14 protein-coding genes are annotated in these 16969 nt (G+C 70.9%); 3 read left to right on the top strand and 11 right to left on the bottom strand.

Going from position 1 to position 16969, the window contains the following annotated elements:
- Positions 1 to 54: 54 nt before the first annotated feature.
- The 4 genes from QSK18_RS03910 to QSK18_RS03895 all read right to left on the bottom strand — a co-directional run bounded on the left by QSK18_RS03910 (position 55) and on the right by QSK18_RS03895 (position 5027).
- Entirely contained in the window at positions 55 to 2613 is a 2559-nt protein-coding gene (locus QSK18_RS03910; protein WP_232808528.1) for a carboxylate--amine ligase/circularly permuted type 2 ATP-grasp protein, read from the bottom strand.
- A gap of 134 nt (positions 2614 to 2747) precedes the next feature.
- Positions 2748 to 3749 carry an NAD-dependent epimerase/dehydratase family protein gene (locus tag QSK18_RS03905; RefSeq protein ID WP_285616578.1) on the bottom strand — a complete coding sequence of 334 codons (1002 nt, stop codon included), beginning with the start codon at positions 3747 to 3749 and terminating at the stop codon, positions 2748 to 2750.
- Positions 3750 to 3807: 58 nt separating this feature from the next.
- A complete protein-coding gene (locus QSK18_RS03900; RefSeq protein ID WP_285616577.1) occupies positions 3808 to 4050 on the bottom strand; it encodes a hypothetical protein in 243 nt (80 codons plus the stop codon).
- Positions 4047 to 5027 (bottom strand): hypothetical protein, encoded by a 981-nt coding sequence (locus QSK18_RS03895; protein ID WP_285616576.1) that lies wholly within the window; start codon positions 5025 to 5027, stop codon positions 4047 to 4049. Before QSK18_RS03895 ends, QSK18_RS03900 begins: the two co-directional genes overlap by 4 nt.
- 208 nt (positions 5028 to 5235) lie before the next feature.
- Here QSK18_RS03895 and QSK18_RS03890 point away from each other — a divergent pair, with 208 nt between their 5' ends.
- Positions 5236 to 5760 (top strand): PASTA domain-containing protein, encoded by a 525-nt coding sequence (locus QSK18_RS03890; protein ID WP_285616575.1) that lies wholly within the window; start codon positions 5236 to 5238, stop codon positions 5758 to 5760.
- On the opposite strand, the gene QSK18_RS03885 is transcribed toward QSK18_RS03890, so the two are convergent.
- The 7 genes from QSK18_RS03885 to QSK18_RS03855 all read right to left on the bottom strand — a co-directional run bounded on the left by QSK18_RS03885 (position 5735) and on the right by QSK18_RS03855 (position 14344).
- A complete protein-coding gene (locus QSK18_RS03885) occupies positions 5735 to 7789 on the bottom strand; it encodes an amylo-alpha-1,6-glucosidase (protein WP_285616574.1) in 2055 nt (684 codons plus the stop codon). The genes QSK18_RS03890 and QSK18_RS03885 overlap by 26 nt on opposite strands.
- 75 nt (positions 7790 to 7864) lie before the next feature.
- The gene (locus tag QSK18_RS03880; protein WP_232808523.1) at positions 7865 to 8569 is read right to left on the bottom strand and encodes a hypothetical protein; all 705 of its coding nucleotides are present in this window, start codon (positions 8567 to 8569) and stop codon (positions 7865 to 7867) included.
- A gap of 69 nt (positions 8570 to 8638) precedes the next feature.
- A complete protein-coding gene (locus tag QSK18_RS03875) occupies positions 8639 to 9313 on the bottom strand; it encodes a hypothetical protein (protein ID WP_232808522.1) in 675 nt (224 codons plus the stop codon).
- 115 nt (positions 9314 to 9428) lie between these two features.
- Entirely contained in the window at positions 9429 to 10082 is a 654-nt protein-coding gene (locus QSK18_RS03870) for a hypothetical protein (RefSeq protein WP_232808521.1), read from the bottom strand.
- A 162-nt stretch (positions 10083 to 10244) separates the two neighbouring features.
- Entirely contained in the window at positions 10245 to 11957 is a 1713-nt protein-coding gene (locus QSK18_RS03865; RefSeq protein ID WP_232808520.1) for a glycerol-3-phosphate dehydrogenase/oxidase, read from the bottom strand.
- Positions 11954 to 13468: a glycerol kinase GlpK gene (gene glpK, locus QSK18_RS03860; protein ID WP_232808519.1), complete on the bottom strand. Its 1515-nt coding sequence runs from the start codon at positions 13466 to 13468 to the stop codon at positions 11954 to 11956. Before glpK (QSK18_RS03860) ends, QSK18_RS03865 begins: the two co-directional genes overlap by 4 nt.
- A gap of 3 nt (positions 13469 to 13471) precedes the next feature.
- Complete coding sequence (locus tag QSK18_RS03855) at positions 13472 to 14344, bottom strand: MIP/aquaporin family protein (RefSeq protein ID WP_232808518.1); 873 nt, start codon at positions 14342 to 14344, stop codon at positions 13472 to 13474.
- Between the two features lie 132 nt (positions 14345 to 14476).
- Here QSK18_RS03855 and QSK18_RS03850 point away from each other — a divergent pair, with 132 nt between their 5' ends.
- Positions 14477 to 15250 carry an IclR family transcriptional regulator gene (locus QSK18_RS03850; RefSeq protein ID WP_232808517.1) on the top strand — a complete coding sequence of 258 codons (774 nt, stop codon included), beginning with the start codon at positions 14477 to 14479 and terminating at the stop codon, positions 15248 to 15250.
- Positions 15247 to 16776 carry a glycerol kinase GlpK gene (glpK, locus tag QSK18_RS03845; RefSeq protein ID WP_232808516.1) on the top strand — a complete coding sequence of 510 codons (1530 nt, stop codon included), beginning with the start codon at positions 15247 to 15249 and terminating at the stop codon, positions 16774 to 16776. The genes QSK18_RS03850 and glpK (QSK18_RS03845) overlap by 4 nt, the downstream gene beginning before the upstream one ends.
- Positions 16777 to 16969: the final 193 nt, after the last annotated feature.

The following is a 16969-nucleotide window of genomic DNA, read 5'->3' as shown; positions in this document are numbered from 1 at the left end:
CCACAACGCCCTACCGAGTTGACACGTGCTTGTGGGGGGCGCGCAACCCGAGAGCTACGTCAGCAGCCAGGTGTCCTTGGAACCGCCTCCGCGGGAACTGTTCACGACCATGCTGTCGGCCGGGGCCACCCGGGTCAGGGCGGTCGGCGCGACCTGCAGCTCGCCGGTTCCCGGGTTCAGCACGAAGGCCCGCAGGTCGACGTGGTGGGCGGTGAGCCGGTCGTCGGTGAGGCAGGGCATGGTCGACAACGACACCACGTCCTGGGCGATCCAGCGGTGCGGGGCGGCCGTCAGCTGCTTGCGGTGGGCCTGCAGCTCCTGCTCGGAGGCCATCGGGCCGATCATCACGCCCTCGCCGCCGTAGCCGTCGACCGGCTTGAGCACCAGTTCCCCGAGCCGGTCGAGCACCTGCGCGGCCTGGTCGGGGAGCCCGCACAGATAGGTGGGAACGCTCTTCAGCAGCGGCTTCTCGCCCAGGTAGTACTCGACCATCTGGGGCACGAACGCGTAGATCGCCTTGTCGTCGCCCACCCCGTTGCCCGGCGTGTTGCACAGGGCCACCCGGGCCGCCCCCACCGCGGAGAGCAGAGAGGGGCCCAATGGACGTCCGTCGGCACCGGAGGCGTGCAGCAGCGCCTCCTCGTCGACCCGTAGATAGAGCACGTCGACCCGGACCCGGCCGCCCTCGCGCAGCAGGTACACCGTGTCGTTCTCGACCAGCAGGTCGCCGATCTCGGCGACCGGTACGCCCATCTCGTTGGCCAGCATCCGGTGCTCGAACCAGGCCGAGCCCTCGGGGCCCTCGCTGAGCAGCACCACCTGCGGGTTGTCGGGGGCGCTGGGCAGGGCCGCGTTCTGCAGCGTCTGCAGCAGCAGGCCGGGCACCGCCTCGGGATCGAGCAGGCCCTGGGGCCGGGGCAGGTCGCCCATGACGGCGTCGGTCAGGCGCCGGTTCTGCACCGAGTAGCCCAGGCCCGAGGGCACCCGCAGGTTGTCCTCCAGGATCAGCCAGTCGCCGGTGACCGAGTCCTTCACCAGGTCCATGCCGCTGATGTGGGCGCGCACCTTCTGCCGGTGCACCAGGGCACCGGTGCCGCGCAGACCGGGGGCCGAGTCGACCACCCAGGCCGGCACCACGCCCTCCTTGACGATCGTGCGCTCACCGTAGACGTCGTGCAGGAACGCATCGAGGGCGGCTGCGCGCTGGCGCAGACCGAGGCTGAGCCTGCTCCACTCGTCGGCCTGCACCACCCGCGGCAGCAGGTCGACCGGGAACAGGCGGGCGCTGGCCCGGCCCGGCACCCCGAAGGTGACGCCGTGCGAGCGCTGTTCCTCGTCGCGCCGGCGCTCGCGCTGACGCATCCCGCCCGGGCCGAGATCCTCGAGCACACGCATCATCTCGGCGTAGGGCGGGGTCGGGCCGTCGGCGGCCAGGGCCTCGTCGCCGGACTTCTGGTAGAGCGGCAGCGCGGCCGGGTGCCCGGGCTCGCCCGGCACGGTGGGCGCCGGGCGGTCCGGGTCGGTGCGGCTGACCAGCATGTCGACCACGTCGGCGAAGCGCTCACGGCGTTCGTAGACCGCGCGCTGCTCGGCCGCGGAACTGCCCCGCACCAGCGCCCTCTCGGCCAGCTCGCCGACCTCGGTCCAGTCTCCGGCCGCCTCGAGCTGCGGGCGCAGGTCGTCCAGCAGGTTGTGCACGGCCTCGGCGGCCGGGACCGGCCGGGAGGAACGCGGCAGGTCGAGCAGGTCGCCCTCGAGCCCGGAGCGGGCGGCCCGCCAGAGCGCGGCGCGCAGCAGCGGGGCGGGCCAGCGGCGGGCCGGCTCGCCCGCGGTGATCGCCGCGTGCTCCTGGCGCACCATCGCCCGGAACAGCCCGGCCAGCAGCACCACGGTGTCGAGGTCGGGGCAGGCGTCGGTGAGGCGCAGCTCGAGGGTGGGCAGGTGCGAGGAGGGGCGGACGTCGAAGTAGATCATCCCGGCGTCGCTGATCGTGCCGGAGGCGACCAGGTCGGCGATCAGCTGGTCGTGCTCGGCGGCGGAGCTGACCTCACCGCTGAGGCCGGCCGTGGGCCAGCGCGACCACAGCAGCGAGCGGTTGCTGGCGTAGCCCGAGTCCTCACCCATCCAGAACGGGGAGGACGCCGAGAGGGCGAGCAGCGCCGGCAGACGCGGCGTGACCCGCTGGGCGATCTGCACGGCCAGGTCGCGGTCGGAGACCTGCACGTGCACCTGGGCGCCGCAGATCAGCTGCTCGCGCACCAGGGCCTGGTACTCGTCGAGCATGTGCTCGTATCGCTTGCTCGGGGTCACCGACAGCTGCAGCGGGTCGACCAGCGGGACGGTGCCCGCGGCGACCACGCCCAGACCCATCGGGGTGGCCACCTCGACCAGCGCCCGGCGGGTGTTCACCAGAGCCTGCCGCAGGTCGGCGAGGGTGTCGCAGACCGGGGTGTTGCTCTCGACCACGCTGCGCATCAGCTCGTCGGAGTACGTGTCGGCGGGCAGGTGCTCGAGCAGCTTCGGGGCCTGGGCCACGAGCTCGCGGGAGAGCAGGTCGACGACGTGGAACTCTTCTTCCACGCCGAGGCTGGTGAGTTCGCCGGAACCGCTCACGACTGGTGGTACCTCGCACTGATCGCCGGACGCGGATGATCACCGCCACTCGAGGCTAGATCACATGCATGACCTGCACATTTCGAACCGATTGCGCCGACTGCCGGTCAGCGTCGGATCACCGTCGGTGCTGGTCACAGGGCCTTCAGGAAGGCCGCCTCGCGCTGCGGGTCGAGCCCCACCACGGGCCGGTCGGGACGCTGGGGGGCCTGCCCACCGATCGACTGCAGCCAGCTCCACGTGTCCTCGACCGTCTCGGCCGGCGGGCGGCAGCGCAGGCCGGCGGCGAGCACCTTCGACGTGTCGCTCAGGTGCAGGCCGGCGTGGTCGGGACCGGGCGGGATCCAGACCGGCAGTTGCGTCCACGGTTCGATCCCCGCCGCCACCACCGCCTCCGGGTCGGCCCAGCGCAATCGGGCATCGGATCCGGTGACCGTGGCACAGGTGCGCAGGAACTCGCCCATGGTGGTGTGGCCGGAACGGCTGACCATGTCGTACGGCCCGGAAAGGCCCTGCTCGGCCGCGTCGATCGTCCATTCGGCGAGGTCACGGGCGTCCACGTACTGCAGCGGCAGGTTCTCGGGGCCGGGCGCCAGGACGTCGCCGCCCCGGGCCAGCCGTCCCAGCCACCAGGGCAGCCGGCCGATGTCCTCGTGCGGGCCGAGGATCAGACCGGCGCGCACGTGCAGGTGACGATCGCCGAAGGCCTGCTCCACGGCGATCTCGGCACCGCGCTTGGCCTCGCCGTAGGGCACGGGTGTGCCGTCCCGCCCGGCCTCCGGATCGCCGTCCAGCAGCGGCGCGCTCTCGTCGGCGCCGGCCGGGCTCGGGTAGCGGTACACCGAGCGGGTGGACACGAAGACGTAGCGCCCGACCTGGTCCCGCAGAGCGCGGGCACTGTCATTGACTGCGTAGGAGTCCCAGCTCCAGGTGTCCAGGACCACGTCCCAGGTGCGCCCCTGGAGGGCCTGCAGCCCCTCGGGCGTGGTCCGGTCACCGCGCAGCGAGACCACTTTCGCGTCCACATCGGCGTTGCGGCCCCGGTTCAGCGTGGTCACCTCGTGACCGCGCTGCACGGCCGCGTCGACCAGCGCCCGTCCGACGAACTCGGTTCCGCCCAGCACCAGGATCCTCATGTCGCCACCCTGGTGCCCGGACGGCGGCTGGGCCAGCTTTTCTGCGGGCAGGAGAAGGTCAGTTCGCCGAGCGCTCCCGGTCGCCGGTCGGCCGGCCCTGGTCGTCGCGGCCCTGACCGGCCTGCAGGATGGCGGCCGGGGTCAGCTGGCCGTCCGGCGAGAGCCGGGGCAGCGGCGGGATCGGGTCCTCGTGGTCGAGGTGGTCGATCGTCTTCAGCCGGCTCAGGTTCTCCTCGGCCAGGTCGCTGTGGCGCTGCTCGACCGCCCGGTCGGGGCGCACCACCAGGGTGCTGTCCTTCACCCGCTCGGGCGGCTGGTCGTCGCCCGGCAGACGCAGGCCCAGGTAGGAGGACTTGCGCTGGTCGTACCCGTCGGCCAGGGCGAAACCTGGTACTGCCAGTCCAGCTCGTCACCGATCGCGGAGGCCAGGGCGGCCTCCAGCACCGAGCGGTCGCTCAGCCGGGGCAGGTAGGTCAGCGATGTGTAGAGCTCCCAGAGCTCGCCCAGGCTGATGTGCCCGGCGCGCCAGCTGGTGGTCAGCGGGCCGTCCAGGTCGCGCCGGATCGCGTGGTCGTCGCGGGCGGTGACCAGTTCACCCTCGGCGCGCAGGGTCAGCCCGGCCCGCTCGGCCAGGCTGCTGGTGGCGCCCTCGGCGGTCAGCACCCGCACGCCCACCGGCGCCTCCTCGTCGGCCTGCACCGGGACCAGCACCCAGAAGTAGGTCTCCAGCAGCTGCGCCCGGACGTTGTCGTCGGCCGCGCTCATCCAGGCCCGGGCCTGCTCGGCCGAGCCGCTGGGCAGCCCCAGCGGATGGGCCATCGCAGCCACGTGGGACCAGGCCAGGTACTCCCGGACGGACGACTCCAGCATGGGGTAGTGGTGTGCGTCCGGAGCCAGGACGACCACGGCGTTGCGATGGGTGCGGGGCCGGCGGCCGTGCGCGGCGGTCAGCCTCAGGGTGTGCTCGGCCGCGGGTGAGGTGGGCACCGGGTCGGCCAGCGAACCGTGCACCTCGGCCGGGTCGTGCAGGTGCCGCGGGTGCAGCACGGCCAGCTGCACCTCGGCCACGTCGGGCAGGCCGCCGGTCGAGTCCACCACGTGCACCGCGTGGAACCCGTCGTGCGGCTCGTGGGCCTGGCAGTGCTCCTCCAGCCGGCGCACGATCTCGGCCTGCAGGCGCTCGGTGCCCAGTTGGTCGGCGAACTCGTGGGCAGCCCGGTCCAGTTCGGTGTGCGGATCGCTCTTGCTCTTGCGAGCCAGGTGCGGCATGGGGGACATCGGGGGGTGCTCCTTCTCGGCCGTCCTTCACCACCAGTGCTCGACGATTCGGCTCGCTGCTCCAAAAGCTTGAGGTGTCGTCCGGGTTACCGTGGAAGGCAGAAGATCGACCCGATCGTGCGGGTTCGCCGGTGGTGGTCCACGCACACCGTGCCCCCGCCCGAGTGCATGACGTACGGTCACATCAGAGCCGAAAGGGGGACGCGGCATGAGGGCTGTTCGGAGCACGCTCGCGGCCGTCGGGGCCGGGTTGCTGGCGCTCTCGCTGGCCGCCTGCGGAGGCGGCGGTGCCCAGGTGGGCTCGATCGACGCGGGCGAGAACCCGCCCGCCGAGGCGGCCCCGGCCTCCACCCAGAGCCGCGAGGAGATCGAGCGGGAGCGCGCCGAAGACCGCGAGAACGACCCACGCACGGCCGAGGAGGAGCGCCGCGACGAGGCCCGGAAGGCCGCCGACCGGTTCAAGGAGGTGGCGTCCGACGTGAAGAAGGGCGTCACCGAGCCCCGCTTCACCATGCCCGACCTCGTCGGCCGCAATCTGCAGCAGGCGCAGGACGACCTGCAGGCCCGCGGCAGCTACCTGCTCGACCAGGTGGACGCCACCGACCAGGACCGCTTCCAGCTGCTCGACTCCGGCTGGAAGGTCTGCCGCCAGTCGCCGGTCGCGGGCAAGCAGGTGCTGAAGACCAAGCTGGTGCGCCTGGAGGCGGTCAAGCTGTCGGAGAACTGCCCCTGAGCCCCTCGGCCGGGGGATGGAGCCTTCCGTGCCCGTCCCGCTCCACGCTCACCGTCAGCTCTTCCCGGCCGAACCTCAGGCCGCTGACCTCCAGCGCCCCGAACGGTGACCCCTCGGGCGGCAGGCACTCCAGCGTGCCGTTCTCGGCCGAGAGACCGGCCAGGGCCTGCACGATCGGGCCGATCGCGGCCGCCGACCAGGCCTGCGGGCGGCAGGCGGTGGGGTAGGGCAGGGGGCCGGCGGTGTAACCGGCCGGGTCGCCGCCGTACAGCTCGGGCAGCCGGTAGCCGAAGCCCGCCCCGGCCGCGAGCAGCCCTTCGACCAGGCCGAACGTGGCGGTGCCGAGACCGGCACGGGTCAGCCCGTGGATCGCGATCGCGGTGTCGTGGGCCCAGACCGAACCGCAGTGGTAGCTGAGCGGGTCGTAGCCGCCGTCGGAGGTGGCCATCGTGCGCAGGCCGTGACCGCTGGACAGTTCGGGCCGGGCCAGCAGGGCGGCGACGTGCTCGGACTCGGCCGCGGTGAGCAGGCCGGTGCCCAGCAGATGGCCGATGTTGCTGGTCAGCGAGTCGACCGGGCGCTGGGCGCCGTCCCGGGCGAGCGCCGGGAAGTGCATCCCGTCGTCCCGGGTGACCCAGAACCGGGCGCGGAACCGCTCGGCGAGGCCCTGCGCCCAGTCCCGCCAGAACAGGGCGTCGGGCCGGCCGAAGTGCTCGAGCAGGGCGGCCCCGTGCACGGCCGCCTCGTAGGCGTAACCCTGCACCTCGCACAGCGCCACCGGGCCCTCGGCGATCGTGCCGTCGGCGAAGCGGACCGAGTCGGGGGAGTCCTTCCAGCCCTGGTTGGCCAGGCCGTGCCCGGAGCGGTCGAGGTATTCGAGGAAGCCGTCGCCGTCGGGGTCGCCGTGGTTCTGCATCCAGCCCAGGGTCGCCTCCAGAGCCGGCAGCAGGGCCTGCACGGACTCCTCGGCCAGCCCCCAGCGCCAGGCGTCGTGCAGCAGGCAGATCCACAGCGGCGTCGCGTCGACCGTGCCGTAGTACAGCGGCGGGAGGGTCATGCTGCCGATCCGGGTTGTGCCGGAACGGATCTCGTGCGGGATCTTACCGGGTTCCTCGGCCGTGGCGGGGTTCACCTCAGTGCCCTGCCGGGCCGCCAGGGCCCGGAGGGTGCCCTCGGCCAGGTCGGTGCCGAAGGGCAGCAGGAAGCGGGCGGCCCAGATGCTGTCCCGGCCGAAAAGAGTGAAGTACCAGGGTGATCCGGCGGCCAGGAAAACCGCCGAGGGATCGTCGGCCGGAGCCATCCGCAGAGCGCGTAGGTCGGACCACGAGGTACTGAGCAGGGCCGCTATCCGGTGGTCGTCGGCCTGAACGGTGGGGCTGTGCCCGAGCACGGAGGTGAGCCCGGGGGCGATCACCGGGGTGGCCTCGGTGCTCGCGGTCAGGTTCCAGCCCAGGCTCTTCGTGCCGCGTGGCGGCAGCTCCACCGACCAGCACAACTGCAGGTGGGGCGGGTCGGTCGAGTCGACCCGCTGCGCTCCGGGGGCCGAGACCATGACCCGGGCACCCCCGTCCCCCCATCGGACCGGGTGCCCGCCGGATGCCGGGGCGTCCTCGGTGGCCCGGCCGGCCCGGAAGGTCTCGACCCGGGCCAGGTCGGTGCCCAGCTCCAGTTCGACCCGTAGCGAGACCGGTTGGGACGAGACCGAAGTCAGCACGATGCGCTCCGAGACCTCGCCCGCGGTCACCGTGCGGGTGCGGTCGATGCGCACGGCCCCCGAGGCCAGGGCCCGGGGTACCGAGACGAACCGGGCGATCCCGGCCGAGACCGCACCTCCGCCGACCGGTTCGGGCTCTTCGCCGTTCACCCGCAACAGCGCGCGCCGGAGCACTCTCACGTCGCTGTGCAGCACCCCCTGGGCCCCGGTGCCGCGGATCTGCCCGGAGGGCTCGGCGAGCACGGTGGTCGGGGCGCACAGGGTGGTGACCAGGTCGTGCAGCCAGGGCTGGAGTTCTTGCTCGGACGACGGCATCGTCACTCCCGCAGGTGGTCCGGTCGGCTGGATCGAGCACCAGCCGACCAGAGCACCCGCAGGCGGGTCAATCCGTCACTTGGTGACGGTCTTCGAGGTGCTGGTGGTGGTGCTGCCCATGCCGCCGAAAACGGCCCGCCACTGGCTCTTCTTCTTGCTCGCCTTCACCTTGCTGCTGAAGGTGCCGTCGGCGGCGGTCTTCACCCAGTCGACGGAGACCCACTGGCCCTTCTTCTTGACCTCGATCGAGACGCCCTGGCCCTTGACCTTGATCCAGGTCCGGTCGGCCGGCTGCCCGAACGACACCCGGCGCACCGTGCCGGAGATCTGCCGCCCGTTCTTCACCTTCTTCACCGCCACCGTGGTCTTGGAGGCCCGCAGCAGCCGGAATGAGGTGTTGCAGGTGCCGACCAGGTCGAGGTCCTCCTCGTACAGGTCGAGCTTGACCGGCACCAGGCCGGCGGTGCTGTTGTAGAGCTTGGCCGGGCTGAGCTTGAAGGTCAGGTCGCTCTTGTCGGGCAGCAGGTAGGGCCCCTGCACGCCCAGGTCGTCGGTGGTGAAGCGCATCGACCAGTACGGGTACGCCGACTTCACGTCGAACTTCACGTTCTCCGGCTTGTCGGCGAGGGTGACCAGGGTGGGCTGGAGCGGGCACTGCGAAGAGGAGATGCCGGGGGCCACGGGCGCGGCGGAGGCGGACGTGGCGGGGGCGAGAAGGGCCAGCGACGTGAGGGTTACGGCGGAGGCCAGGGCAACAGCAGCCCGGCGAAGCGAAGTCATGGCCGGAAACCTACGCGGATTCCGCTCCGCCGGGGTGCAATTCAGGCAATCGTGACCTTGGCTACCGGATCAGCCCTTGACCTCGATCTCGGGCGAGGAGCCGGAGAGGTTGTCACCCTGGAAGTACAGGCGCCACCGGCGTTCCCCGATCTGCTTGGTGAACGTGAACCGGCCGCCCTTGGTGAGCTCGGCGGAACCGGCGTTCTGCCACTTGCCCCGGGCGTTCTCGAAGTAGATGCTGACCGACCCCTTCGAGTAGCTGGTCCAGCGGTCGTCCGGTTTCTTGCCCCAGACCACGCGTTCCAGCCGGCCGGTGAGCTTGCGGCCGTGCTCGATCCTGCTGACCTTCACGTCCTGCAGCCGGGTGGCCCGCTTGATCCTCCAGGTGGCGGTGCAGGTGTCCTGCTCGCCGTCGCTGCGGCGCACCCGCTGCACCTCGCCCTGGTGGGCCCCGGCGTCGGAGTTCTTGTACAGCTCGGGGCCGATCTCGGCGAAGCTGCCGTCGCCGTCCACCTCGGTGTCGTAGACGTACAGGCCCAGTTCGGGCAGCTCGTAGGTGAACTCGGTGGCGGAGGGGACGTTGAAGTCGACCGTCTTGGTCTTGGCCCCGACGATGGTGCCGCGGGGGCGCAGGTCGCAGGTGGTGGTCTGGGCAGAGGCGGTCCCGGCCGACCCGATCAGGGTCAGCGGGACGAGGACGGCTGCGGCCACGATGCCGGCCGCGGGCTTGCGCAGCGAGATCATCCTCCGAGAGTAGGCGCCCGGGTACCGCTCCGGCGGTGGTTCGGGTCTCGACCGAACAGAGGACGTCGGTGAGCGGTTTGGTGGTGGGGTGCGGGAGGGCCCGTACCCCACCGGGTCAGCGAGTGATCGACTTGGAGGTGCGGGGGGCAACGGTGGCGGTACCGGCGTAGGTGACCCGCCACGTCCGCTTGCCCAGCTTCTTCGTGACCTTGAACTTGCCGCCGGCCGTGGTCTTCACCGTGGCGGTGGTGACCCACTTGCCGCTCTTGGCCTTGTACTGCACGGCGACCTTCTGGCCCACGGCGGGCTGCCACGGCTCGACCGCGCCGAAGACGATCTGCCTGAGCGTGCCCGAGACCTGACGCTTGGTGCCGGTCTTCTTCACCGCGACGGTGACCGCCGAGCCCTGCATCAGGCTGAACGCGGGCTCGCAGACGGTGGAGTCACCGGTCTCGTCCAGCAGGGCGATCGTCGCGGTGCGCTTCCCGGCGTTCTGCGGGTACAGCGCCTGGGGTGAGATCGTCGCCCGGGGGTTCTCGTCGTCGGCGTCGAAACGCAGGTCACGGGTGACGTCGGCGGCCCAGTAGGGGAAGTCGGACTTCACGTCGAGCTTCACCGTCTTCGGCCGGTCGTAGACCGTGACCGAGTTCGGGGTGATCGAGCAGGGGGCGTCGGCCGCACCGGCCGGGGAGGCGGGGGCCAGCACGACCAGCGAGGTGACCACGGCCGCAGTGACCAGACCGGCGGTGGCCCGGCGGATGTTCTTCATGATCGCCGAAGATAGGTTCGAAAGCCCTCGGACGCGGCCGTTTCCGGTGAACATGACCCAGAACACAACGGGCTTGGAGATCGCGGCCGGCCCGGGGGTTCTCCGGGCCGACCGCGAAGTCTGGTGCAGAACTGCTGCTGATCAGGTCTGTGCCTGATCGGCTCAGTCCTTCGGGATACCGACCCGCACGTCCGGAGCACCGAGCCGGGCGGCGTCGGCGGTCTGGTCGTCGGGCTGCTTCTGCGACTCGATCTCGGCCGCCACCCGCTTCTGGTAGTGCTCCACCTCGCGGGCGACCTGCTCCGGACCCCAGCCCAGCACCGGGGCCACCAGTTCGGCGACCTCGGAGGCGGCCTGGTGCCCACGGTCCGGCACCTCGATCGAGAGCCGGGTGCGCCGGGCCAGGATGTCGTCCAGGTGCTGGGCGCCCTCGTGCGAGGCCGCGTAGACGATCTCGGCCTTCAGGTACTCCGGCCCGCCGGCCAGCGGCTCGGCCAGTTCCGGCCGTTCCTGGATCAGGTCGAGCAGCTGGGTGTAGAGGCTGCCGTAGCGGTTGAGCAGGTGCTCGAGCACATGCACCCGCAGCCCGGCCCGCTTCGCGATCTGGGCCCGGTTGTTCCAGGCCGCGAAGTAGCCGTCGGCCCCGATCAGCGGCACCTTCTCGGTGATCGACCCGGCAACCTTGCGCTCCAGGCCGTGCACCGCGTTGTCGACCGCGTCCTTGGCCATCACCCGGTAGGTGGTGTACTTCCCGCCGGCGATCACGGTCAGACCGCGGACCGGGCTGGCCACCGCGTGCTCCCGGGAGAGCGTGCTGGTCGACTCGTCCTCCCCGGCCAGCAGCGGCCGGAGCCCGGCGTAGACGCCGACGACGTCCTCCCGGGTGAGTGGGTCGGCCAGCAGCGCGTTGGCGTGGTCGAGGAGGTAGTCGATGTCGGTCTGGCTGGCGGCCGGGTGGGCCTTGTCCAGGTTCCAGTCCGTGTCGGTCGTGCCGATCACCCAGTGGCTGCCCCGCGGGATGATGAAGAGCAGGCTCTTCTCGGTCCGGTGGATGATGCCGGTACGGCTGTTGATCCGGTTGCGCGGGACCACCAGGTGCACGCCCTTGGAGGCGCGCACCCGGAACGACCCGCGGCCGCCGACCATCTCCTGGATCTCGTCGGTCCACACCCCGGCCGCGTTGATCACGTGCTGGGCGCGGATCTCGAACTCCTTGCCGGACTCCAGATCCCGGGCGACCACGCCGATCACGCGGTCGTCCTCACGCAGGAACCGTTCCACCCGGGTGCTGTTGGCGATCGCCGCACCGTAGGAGGCCGCCGTACGGGCGATCATCATGGTGTGCCGAGCGTCGTCCACCTGGCCCTCGTAGAACGAGATCGCCCCGGTGATCTCCGCACGCTTGCCGGAGGGGAACGACTCGGCCGCCTTGGCCCGGCGCATGTACCGCATGTGGTGCGGCACGCCCCGGCCCGAGCCCATGACGTCGTACACACCCATGCCCAGGGACACGTAGGCGTGGTCGAACGGCTTGGTCAGCGGGTAGATGAACTCCACCGGGTGGACGAGGTGCGGGGCGAGGGTCTCCAGGTTCAGCGACCGTTCCTTCAGCGCCTCGAACACCAGCGCGAAGTTGAGCTGCTCCAGGTAGCGCAGACCACCGTGGAACAGTTTGGTCGACCGGCTGGAGGTGCCCGCCGCGTAGTCCCGCATCTCGACCAGACCGGTGCTCAGACCGCGGGTGACGGCGTCCAGCGCCGCACCGGCGCCGACCACCCCACCCCCGATCACCAGGACGTCGAGTTCCTCCTCCGCCAGCCTGGCCAGTGCGGCTTCGCGTCCGGCCGGGCTGAACGGTTCCTGCGCGGTGCTCATTCCACTTCCACCCATCCTGTCGTCCGGTCCACGGCCTTCTTCCAGCCCGCGTAACCGCTGGTGCGCTGCTCCTCGGACCACTCCGGGCTCCAGCGCTTCGACTCGTTCCAGTTCTGCCGCAGCTCGTCGGTGTTCTGCCAGAACCCGACGGCCAGGCCGGCCGCGTAGGCCGCCCCGAGCGCCGTGGTCTCGGCGACCACCGGGCGGCTCACGGGCACGTCCAGGATGTCCGCCTGGAGCTGCATGCACAGCTCGTTAGCGGTCACCCCGCCGTCCACCTTGAGCACCTCGAGCTTCACACCCGAGTCCGCCTCCATCGCGTCCGACACGTCCTTGCTCTGGTAGCAGATCGACTCCAGCGTGGCCCGGGCCAGGTGCGCGTTGGTGTTGTACCGCGACATACCGACGATGGCCCCGCGGGCGTCACTGCGCCAGTAGGGAGCGAACAGGCCGGAGAAGGCCGGCACGAAGTACATGCCGCCGGAGTCCTTGACGCTGCGGGCCAGGGTCTCGATCTCGGAGGCGCCCGAGATGATGCCGAGCTGGTCGCGCAGCCACTGCACGGCCGAGCCGGTGACCGCGATCGAGCCCTCCAGCGCGTAGACCGGGGCCTCGTCGCCGAACTTGTAGCAGACCGTGGTGAGCAGGCCGTTCTTCGAGCGGACGAGCTCGTTGCCGGTGTTCAGCAGCAGGAAGTTGCCGGTGCCGTAGGTGTTCTTGGCCTCGCCCGCGGCGAAGCACACCTGGCCCACCATGGCGGCCTGCTGGTCGCCGAGGATGCCGGAGATCGGGATGCCGTGGAAGCCGCTGGGGCTGACCACCTCGCCGTACCAGGACGGCTCGGACGACGGCTTGATCTCCGGGAGCATCTGCCGGGGGATGTTGAAGAACGACAGCAGTTCGTCGTCCCAGTCCAGCGTCTCGAGGTTCATCAGCATGGTGCGGCTGGCGTTGGTCACGTCGGTGACGTGCTTGCCGCCGTTCACCCCGCCGGTCAGGTTCCAGACCAGCCAGCTGTCGGTGTTGCCGAAGATCGCGTCGCCCTTCTCGGCGTCCTCACGGGCGCCCGGGACGTTCTCCAGGATCCACTGGATCTTGCCGGCCGAGAAGTAGGTGGCCGGCGGGATGCCCGCCTTCTGCCGGATCACGTCGCCCTTGCCCTCACGGTCCAGGGCCGAGGCGATCCGGTCGGTGCGGGTGTCCTGCCAGACGATCGCGTTGTAGTACGGGCGGCCGGTCTTCTTGTTCCAGACCACCGTGGTCTCACGCTGGTTGGTGATACCCAGCGCGGCCAGGTCCGAAGGCTGCAGGCCCAGGCCGTTGAGCGTGTTGGTCATCACCGACCGGGTGCGCTCCCAGATCTCCACCGGGCTGTGCTCCACCCAGCCGGCCTGGGGCAGGATCTGCTCGTGCTCGAGCTGGCTCTTGCCGCGCTCGTTGCCCGCGTGGTCGAAGAGCATGAACCGGGTCGACGTGGTGCCCTGGTCGATCGCACCGATGAGGTCTGCCATGACTTACAGCTCCTTTGCCTGGGCAGGGGTGGTTTCGTCGGCCTTGGGCAGGAAGATCTGCAGGCCGTACTTGTACAGGGCGCCGCCGACGAGACCGCCGATGATCGGGCCGACGATCGGGACCCAGAAGAACAGGTCTCCGTTCTGATCTCGCATCGCGGTGCCGTAACCGGTGAAGAACGAGGCCAGACGCGGGCCGAAGTCGCGGGCCGGGTTGATCGCGTAGCCGTCGAGCGTGCCCCAGGCCATCCCGATCGCGACCACCAGCAGGCCGACGAACAGCGGGGTGAGGTTGGCCAGCGGCGGGGAGTTGCGGGAGTCGGTGATCGCGAAGACCAGGAAGACCAGGATCGCGGTACCGATGATCTGGTCGCGCAGGGCGCCGCCCTGGCCGACCGGCAGGGTCCCGTTGCCCGGAAGGGTCGAGAAGATGCCCTGGGTGGCAATGGTGTGGCCGGGGTCCACGGCGGCAATCACGTCGGTGTAGTTCCAGCGCACGATCAGCGCGGCCAGGAAGGCACCGACGGTCTGGGCCGCGATGTAGGGCGCGACCTTGGCCCAGGAGAAGCCCTGGTAGGCGGCCAGGGCGATGGTGACCGCGGGGTTCAGGTGGGCGCCGCTGATCTTGCCGGCGGCGAAGATGCCCAGCATGACGCCGAAGCCCCAGGCCCAGGTGATGCTGTCGTGGTCACCGATCCCGCCGGCGACCACCTGGGCGACCACGCCGACCCCGAAGAGGATCAGGATGAAGGTTCCGAAGAACTCGGCGGCCAGTTCACCGGTGAGACCGGGGACCCTGGGGGCCGGGGAGGGAAGGTTGGGCGGATTCTTGTCCGCTGCGGTCGTGCGACCGGCTGCGCGTGCCGTCTTTGGCATGGCGTCACCCTTGTCCGATGAATGTTGCCCTGATGTTTCCGGGTCCCTCGAAGCTATGAAGACCCAGGCCACGGCAACAACGCTCGCCCGTCGACATTGTCGAACATGTGTTGACCGGTCTACGTTGGCCGGATGCCGGGCTCGATCCAGTCCATCGAGCGTGCCGCCGCGATCCTGAAGCTGCTCGCCGCGGCGCCGGCTCCGCTGCGCCTGAGTGAGATCAGTTCAGCCGTTCAGCTCTCCCGCGGCACGGCGCACGGCATCCTGCGCACCCTGGGCGACGTGGGCTTCGTCGAGCAGGACCGGATCACCGGCCGCTACCTGATCGGCGACGGCCTGTTCGCGCTGGGCGGCCGCCCGGTCGACCCGAACGAGCTGCGGGCCCGCAGCATGAACTGGGCCGACCCGCTGGCCGCGCGCAGCGGTGAGGCGGTGCGGGTGGTGGTGCCCGAGGGGGCCGACGCGCGGGTGGTCCACTACGTCTTCCGCCCGGACCACTCCAGCCAGAAGGCCGACGTCGGGGCGCTGCTGCCCGGGCACGCCACCGCGCTGGGCAAGGTGCTGCTGGCCTTCCACCCGACCGCCGCCCAGACCCTGACCGACGACGCCCTGACCCCGTACACCAGCCGCACCATCGCCACCCGGGCCCGGCTGGCGGCCGAGCTGACGCAGATCCGGCGCCAGGGCTGGGCGGTGTCGGCCGGTGAGTACGCGATGGACACGGCCGGCCTGGCGGCCCCGCTGACCGGGGTGGGCGGGCTGGTGGTCGGCGCGATCGGCATCCACGGTGCTCTGGACCGGCTCTGCGACTCCGCGGGGGCGCCCCGCCCCCGGCTGCTCGCCCTGGTCCAGGAATGTTCCCGGGCCGTCGGGCGCGAACTCACAACCCCGAGGACACAGGCGTGAAGCCACGTTTCGTGATGGCGATCGACCAGGGCACGACCAGCACCCGGGCGATCCTGTTCGACCACGGCGGCCAGCTGGTCGCCGTGCACCAGCTCGAGCACCACCAGTACTTCCCGAAACCGGGCTGGCTGGAACACGATCCGCTGGAGATCTGGCGCAACGTGGAGAAGGTGGTGAAGCGGGTGCTGGCCGACGTGGGGGCCAGCGCCCACGACATCGCCGCGGTCGGGATCGCCAATCAGCGCGAGACGATCGTGGTCTGGGAGCGCGAGAGCGGCCGGCCGGTGCGCCGGGCGATCGTCTGGCAGGACACCCGCACCGACGCCATGGTCGACGAGATGGTGCACCGGCCCGGCGCCGAGCGGATCCCCGCGCTCACCGGCCTGCCGCTGGCCTCGTACTTCAGCGCCCCGAAGATGCGCTGGATCCTCGACCAGACGCCCGGGCTGCGGGAGCGGGCCGAACGCGGCGAGGTGCTCTTCGGGACGATGGAGTCCTGGCTGATCTGGAACCTCACCTCCGGTGTCCACGTCACCGACGTGACCAACGCCAGCCGCACCCTGCTGATGAACATCCGCTCGCTGCAGTGGGATCCGGAGTTGCTGGAGTTCTTCGGCATCCCCGAGGCGGTCCTGCCGGAGATCCGCGGCTCGCTGGAGACGTACGGCACCGGGCACGGCGCCCTGGAGGGAGTACCGATCGCGGCTGCGCTGGGCGACCAGCAGGCGGCCCTGTTCGGGCAGACCTGTTTCGGTGCGGGCGAGGGAAAGTGCACCTACGGCACCGGCAGTTTCCTGCTGCTGAACACCGGTACCGAACTGGTCGCCTCCACCCACGGGCTGCTCACCACGGTGGCCTACCAGGTGGCCGGGGAGCCGGCGCACTACGCGCTGGAGGGCTCGATCGCGATCACCGGTTCGCTGGTGCAGTGGTTCCGCGACGGCCTCGGGCTGATCTCCAGCGCGGCCGAGATCGAGACCCTGGCCCGCACGGTGGACGACAACGGGGGCTGCTACATCGTGCCGGCGTTCTACGGTCTGTTCGCCCCGCACTGGCGGCCCGAGGCCCGGGGCGTGATCGCGGGCCTGACCAGTTACATCACCCGCGGGCACCTGGCCCGGGCGGTGCTGGAGTCGACCGGCTGGCAGACTCGCGAGGTGCTGGACGCGATGAACGCCGACTCCTCGCTGCGGCTGCAGGCGCTGAAGGTGGACGGTGGGATGACCTCGGACAACCTGCTCATGCAGTTCGTCGCCGACGTCCTCGACGTGCCGGTGGTGCGCCCGATGGTGGCCGAGACCGTCTCGCTCGGAGCCGGTTACGCCGCCGGGCTGGCTGTCGGCTACTGGTCGGACCTGGAGGGGCTGAGGCGCAACTGGCACCTGGCCGCGCAGTGGTCGCCGGCGATGGACCCGCGGCGCCGCGAGTCGGAGTACCGGAACTGGACCCACGCCGTCGAACTCACCCTGGACTGGACCAGCAAGACCGCCCGGCCGGGCCCGCGGACCGACGTGAAGCCGGGATGAAGAGCAGCGTCCGGGAGCGTGAACATTACGCCCGTAGCGGCATTCTCGAGGACATCTCCGGGCGCGGCCCTGAGCGGTCCGGGCTCCGGGAATTGGTACTGTTCCGGCGATCCGAAGCAGTCCGGGGCCCGATCGGGGCCGGTTAGGGTTAGGTCAGCCTGACCGGAGGCCGATCCATGGTGTCGGGCTGGCA

Origin of the sequence: Kineosporia sp. NBRC 101677 (assembly GCF_030269265.1) — a bacterium.
GTDB classification, from domain to species: Bacteria; Actinomycetota; Actinomycetes; order Actinomycetales; family Kineosporiaceae; genus Kineosporia; species Kineosporia rhizophila.
Note: the sequence above shows the minus strand (reverse complement) of the source record. Positions and strands in the feature narration are given on the sequence as shown.

Excerpts from the sequence above, each read along its gene's own strand:
- QSK18_RS03905 (WP_285616578.1), bottom strand. The coding sequence starts at position 3,749 with ATGAGGATCCTGGTGCTGGGCGGAACCGAGTTCGTCGGACGGGCGCTG.
- QSK18_RS03895 (WP_285616576.1), bottom strand. The coding sequence starts at position 5,027 with ATGTCCCCCATGCCGCACCTGGCTCGCAAGAGCAAGAGCGATCCGCAC.
- QSK18_RS03890 (WP_285616575.1), top strand. The coding sequence starts at position 5,236 with ATGAGGGCTGTTCGGAGCACGCTCGCGGCCGTCGGGGCCGGGTTGCTG.
- QSK18_RS03885 (WP_285616574.1), bottom strand. The coding sequence starts at position 7,789 with ATGCCGTCGTCCGAGCAAGAACTCCAGCCCTGGCTGCACGACCTGGTC.
- QSK18_RS03880 (WP_232808523.1), bottom strand. The coding sequence starts at position 8,569 with ATGACTTCGCTTCGCCGGGCTGCTGTTGCCCTGGCCTCCGCCGTAACC.
- QSK18_RS03875 (WP_232808522.1), bottom strand. The coding sequence starts at position 9,313 with ATGATCTCGCTGCGCAAGCCCGCGGCCGGCATCGTGGCCGCAGCCGTC.
- QSK18_RS03870 (WP_232808521.1), bottom strand. The coding sequence starts at position 10,082 with ATGAAGAACATCCGCCGGGCCACCGCCGGTCTGGTCACTGCGGCCGTG.
- QSK18_RS03865 (WP_232808520.1), bottom strand. The coding sequence starts at position 11,957 with ATGAGCACCGCGCAGGAACCGTTCAGCCCGGCCGGACGCGAAGCCGCA.
- glpK (WP_232808519.1), bottom strand. The coding sequence starts at position 13,468 with ATGGCAGACCTCATCGGTGCGATCGACCAGGGCACCACGTCGACCCGG.
- QSK18_RS03855 (WP_232808518.1), bottom strand. The coding sequence starts at position 14,344 with ATGCCAAAGACGGCACGCGCAGCCGGTCGCACGACCGCAGCGGACAAG.
- QSK18_RS03850 (WP_232808517.1), top strand. The coding sequence starts at position 14,477 with ATGCCGGGCTCGATCCAGTCCATCGAGCGTGCCGCCGCGATCCTGAAG.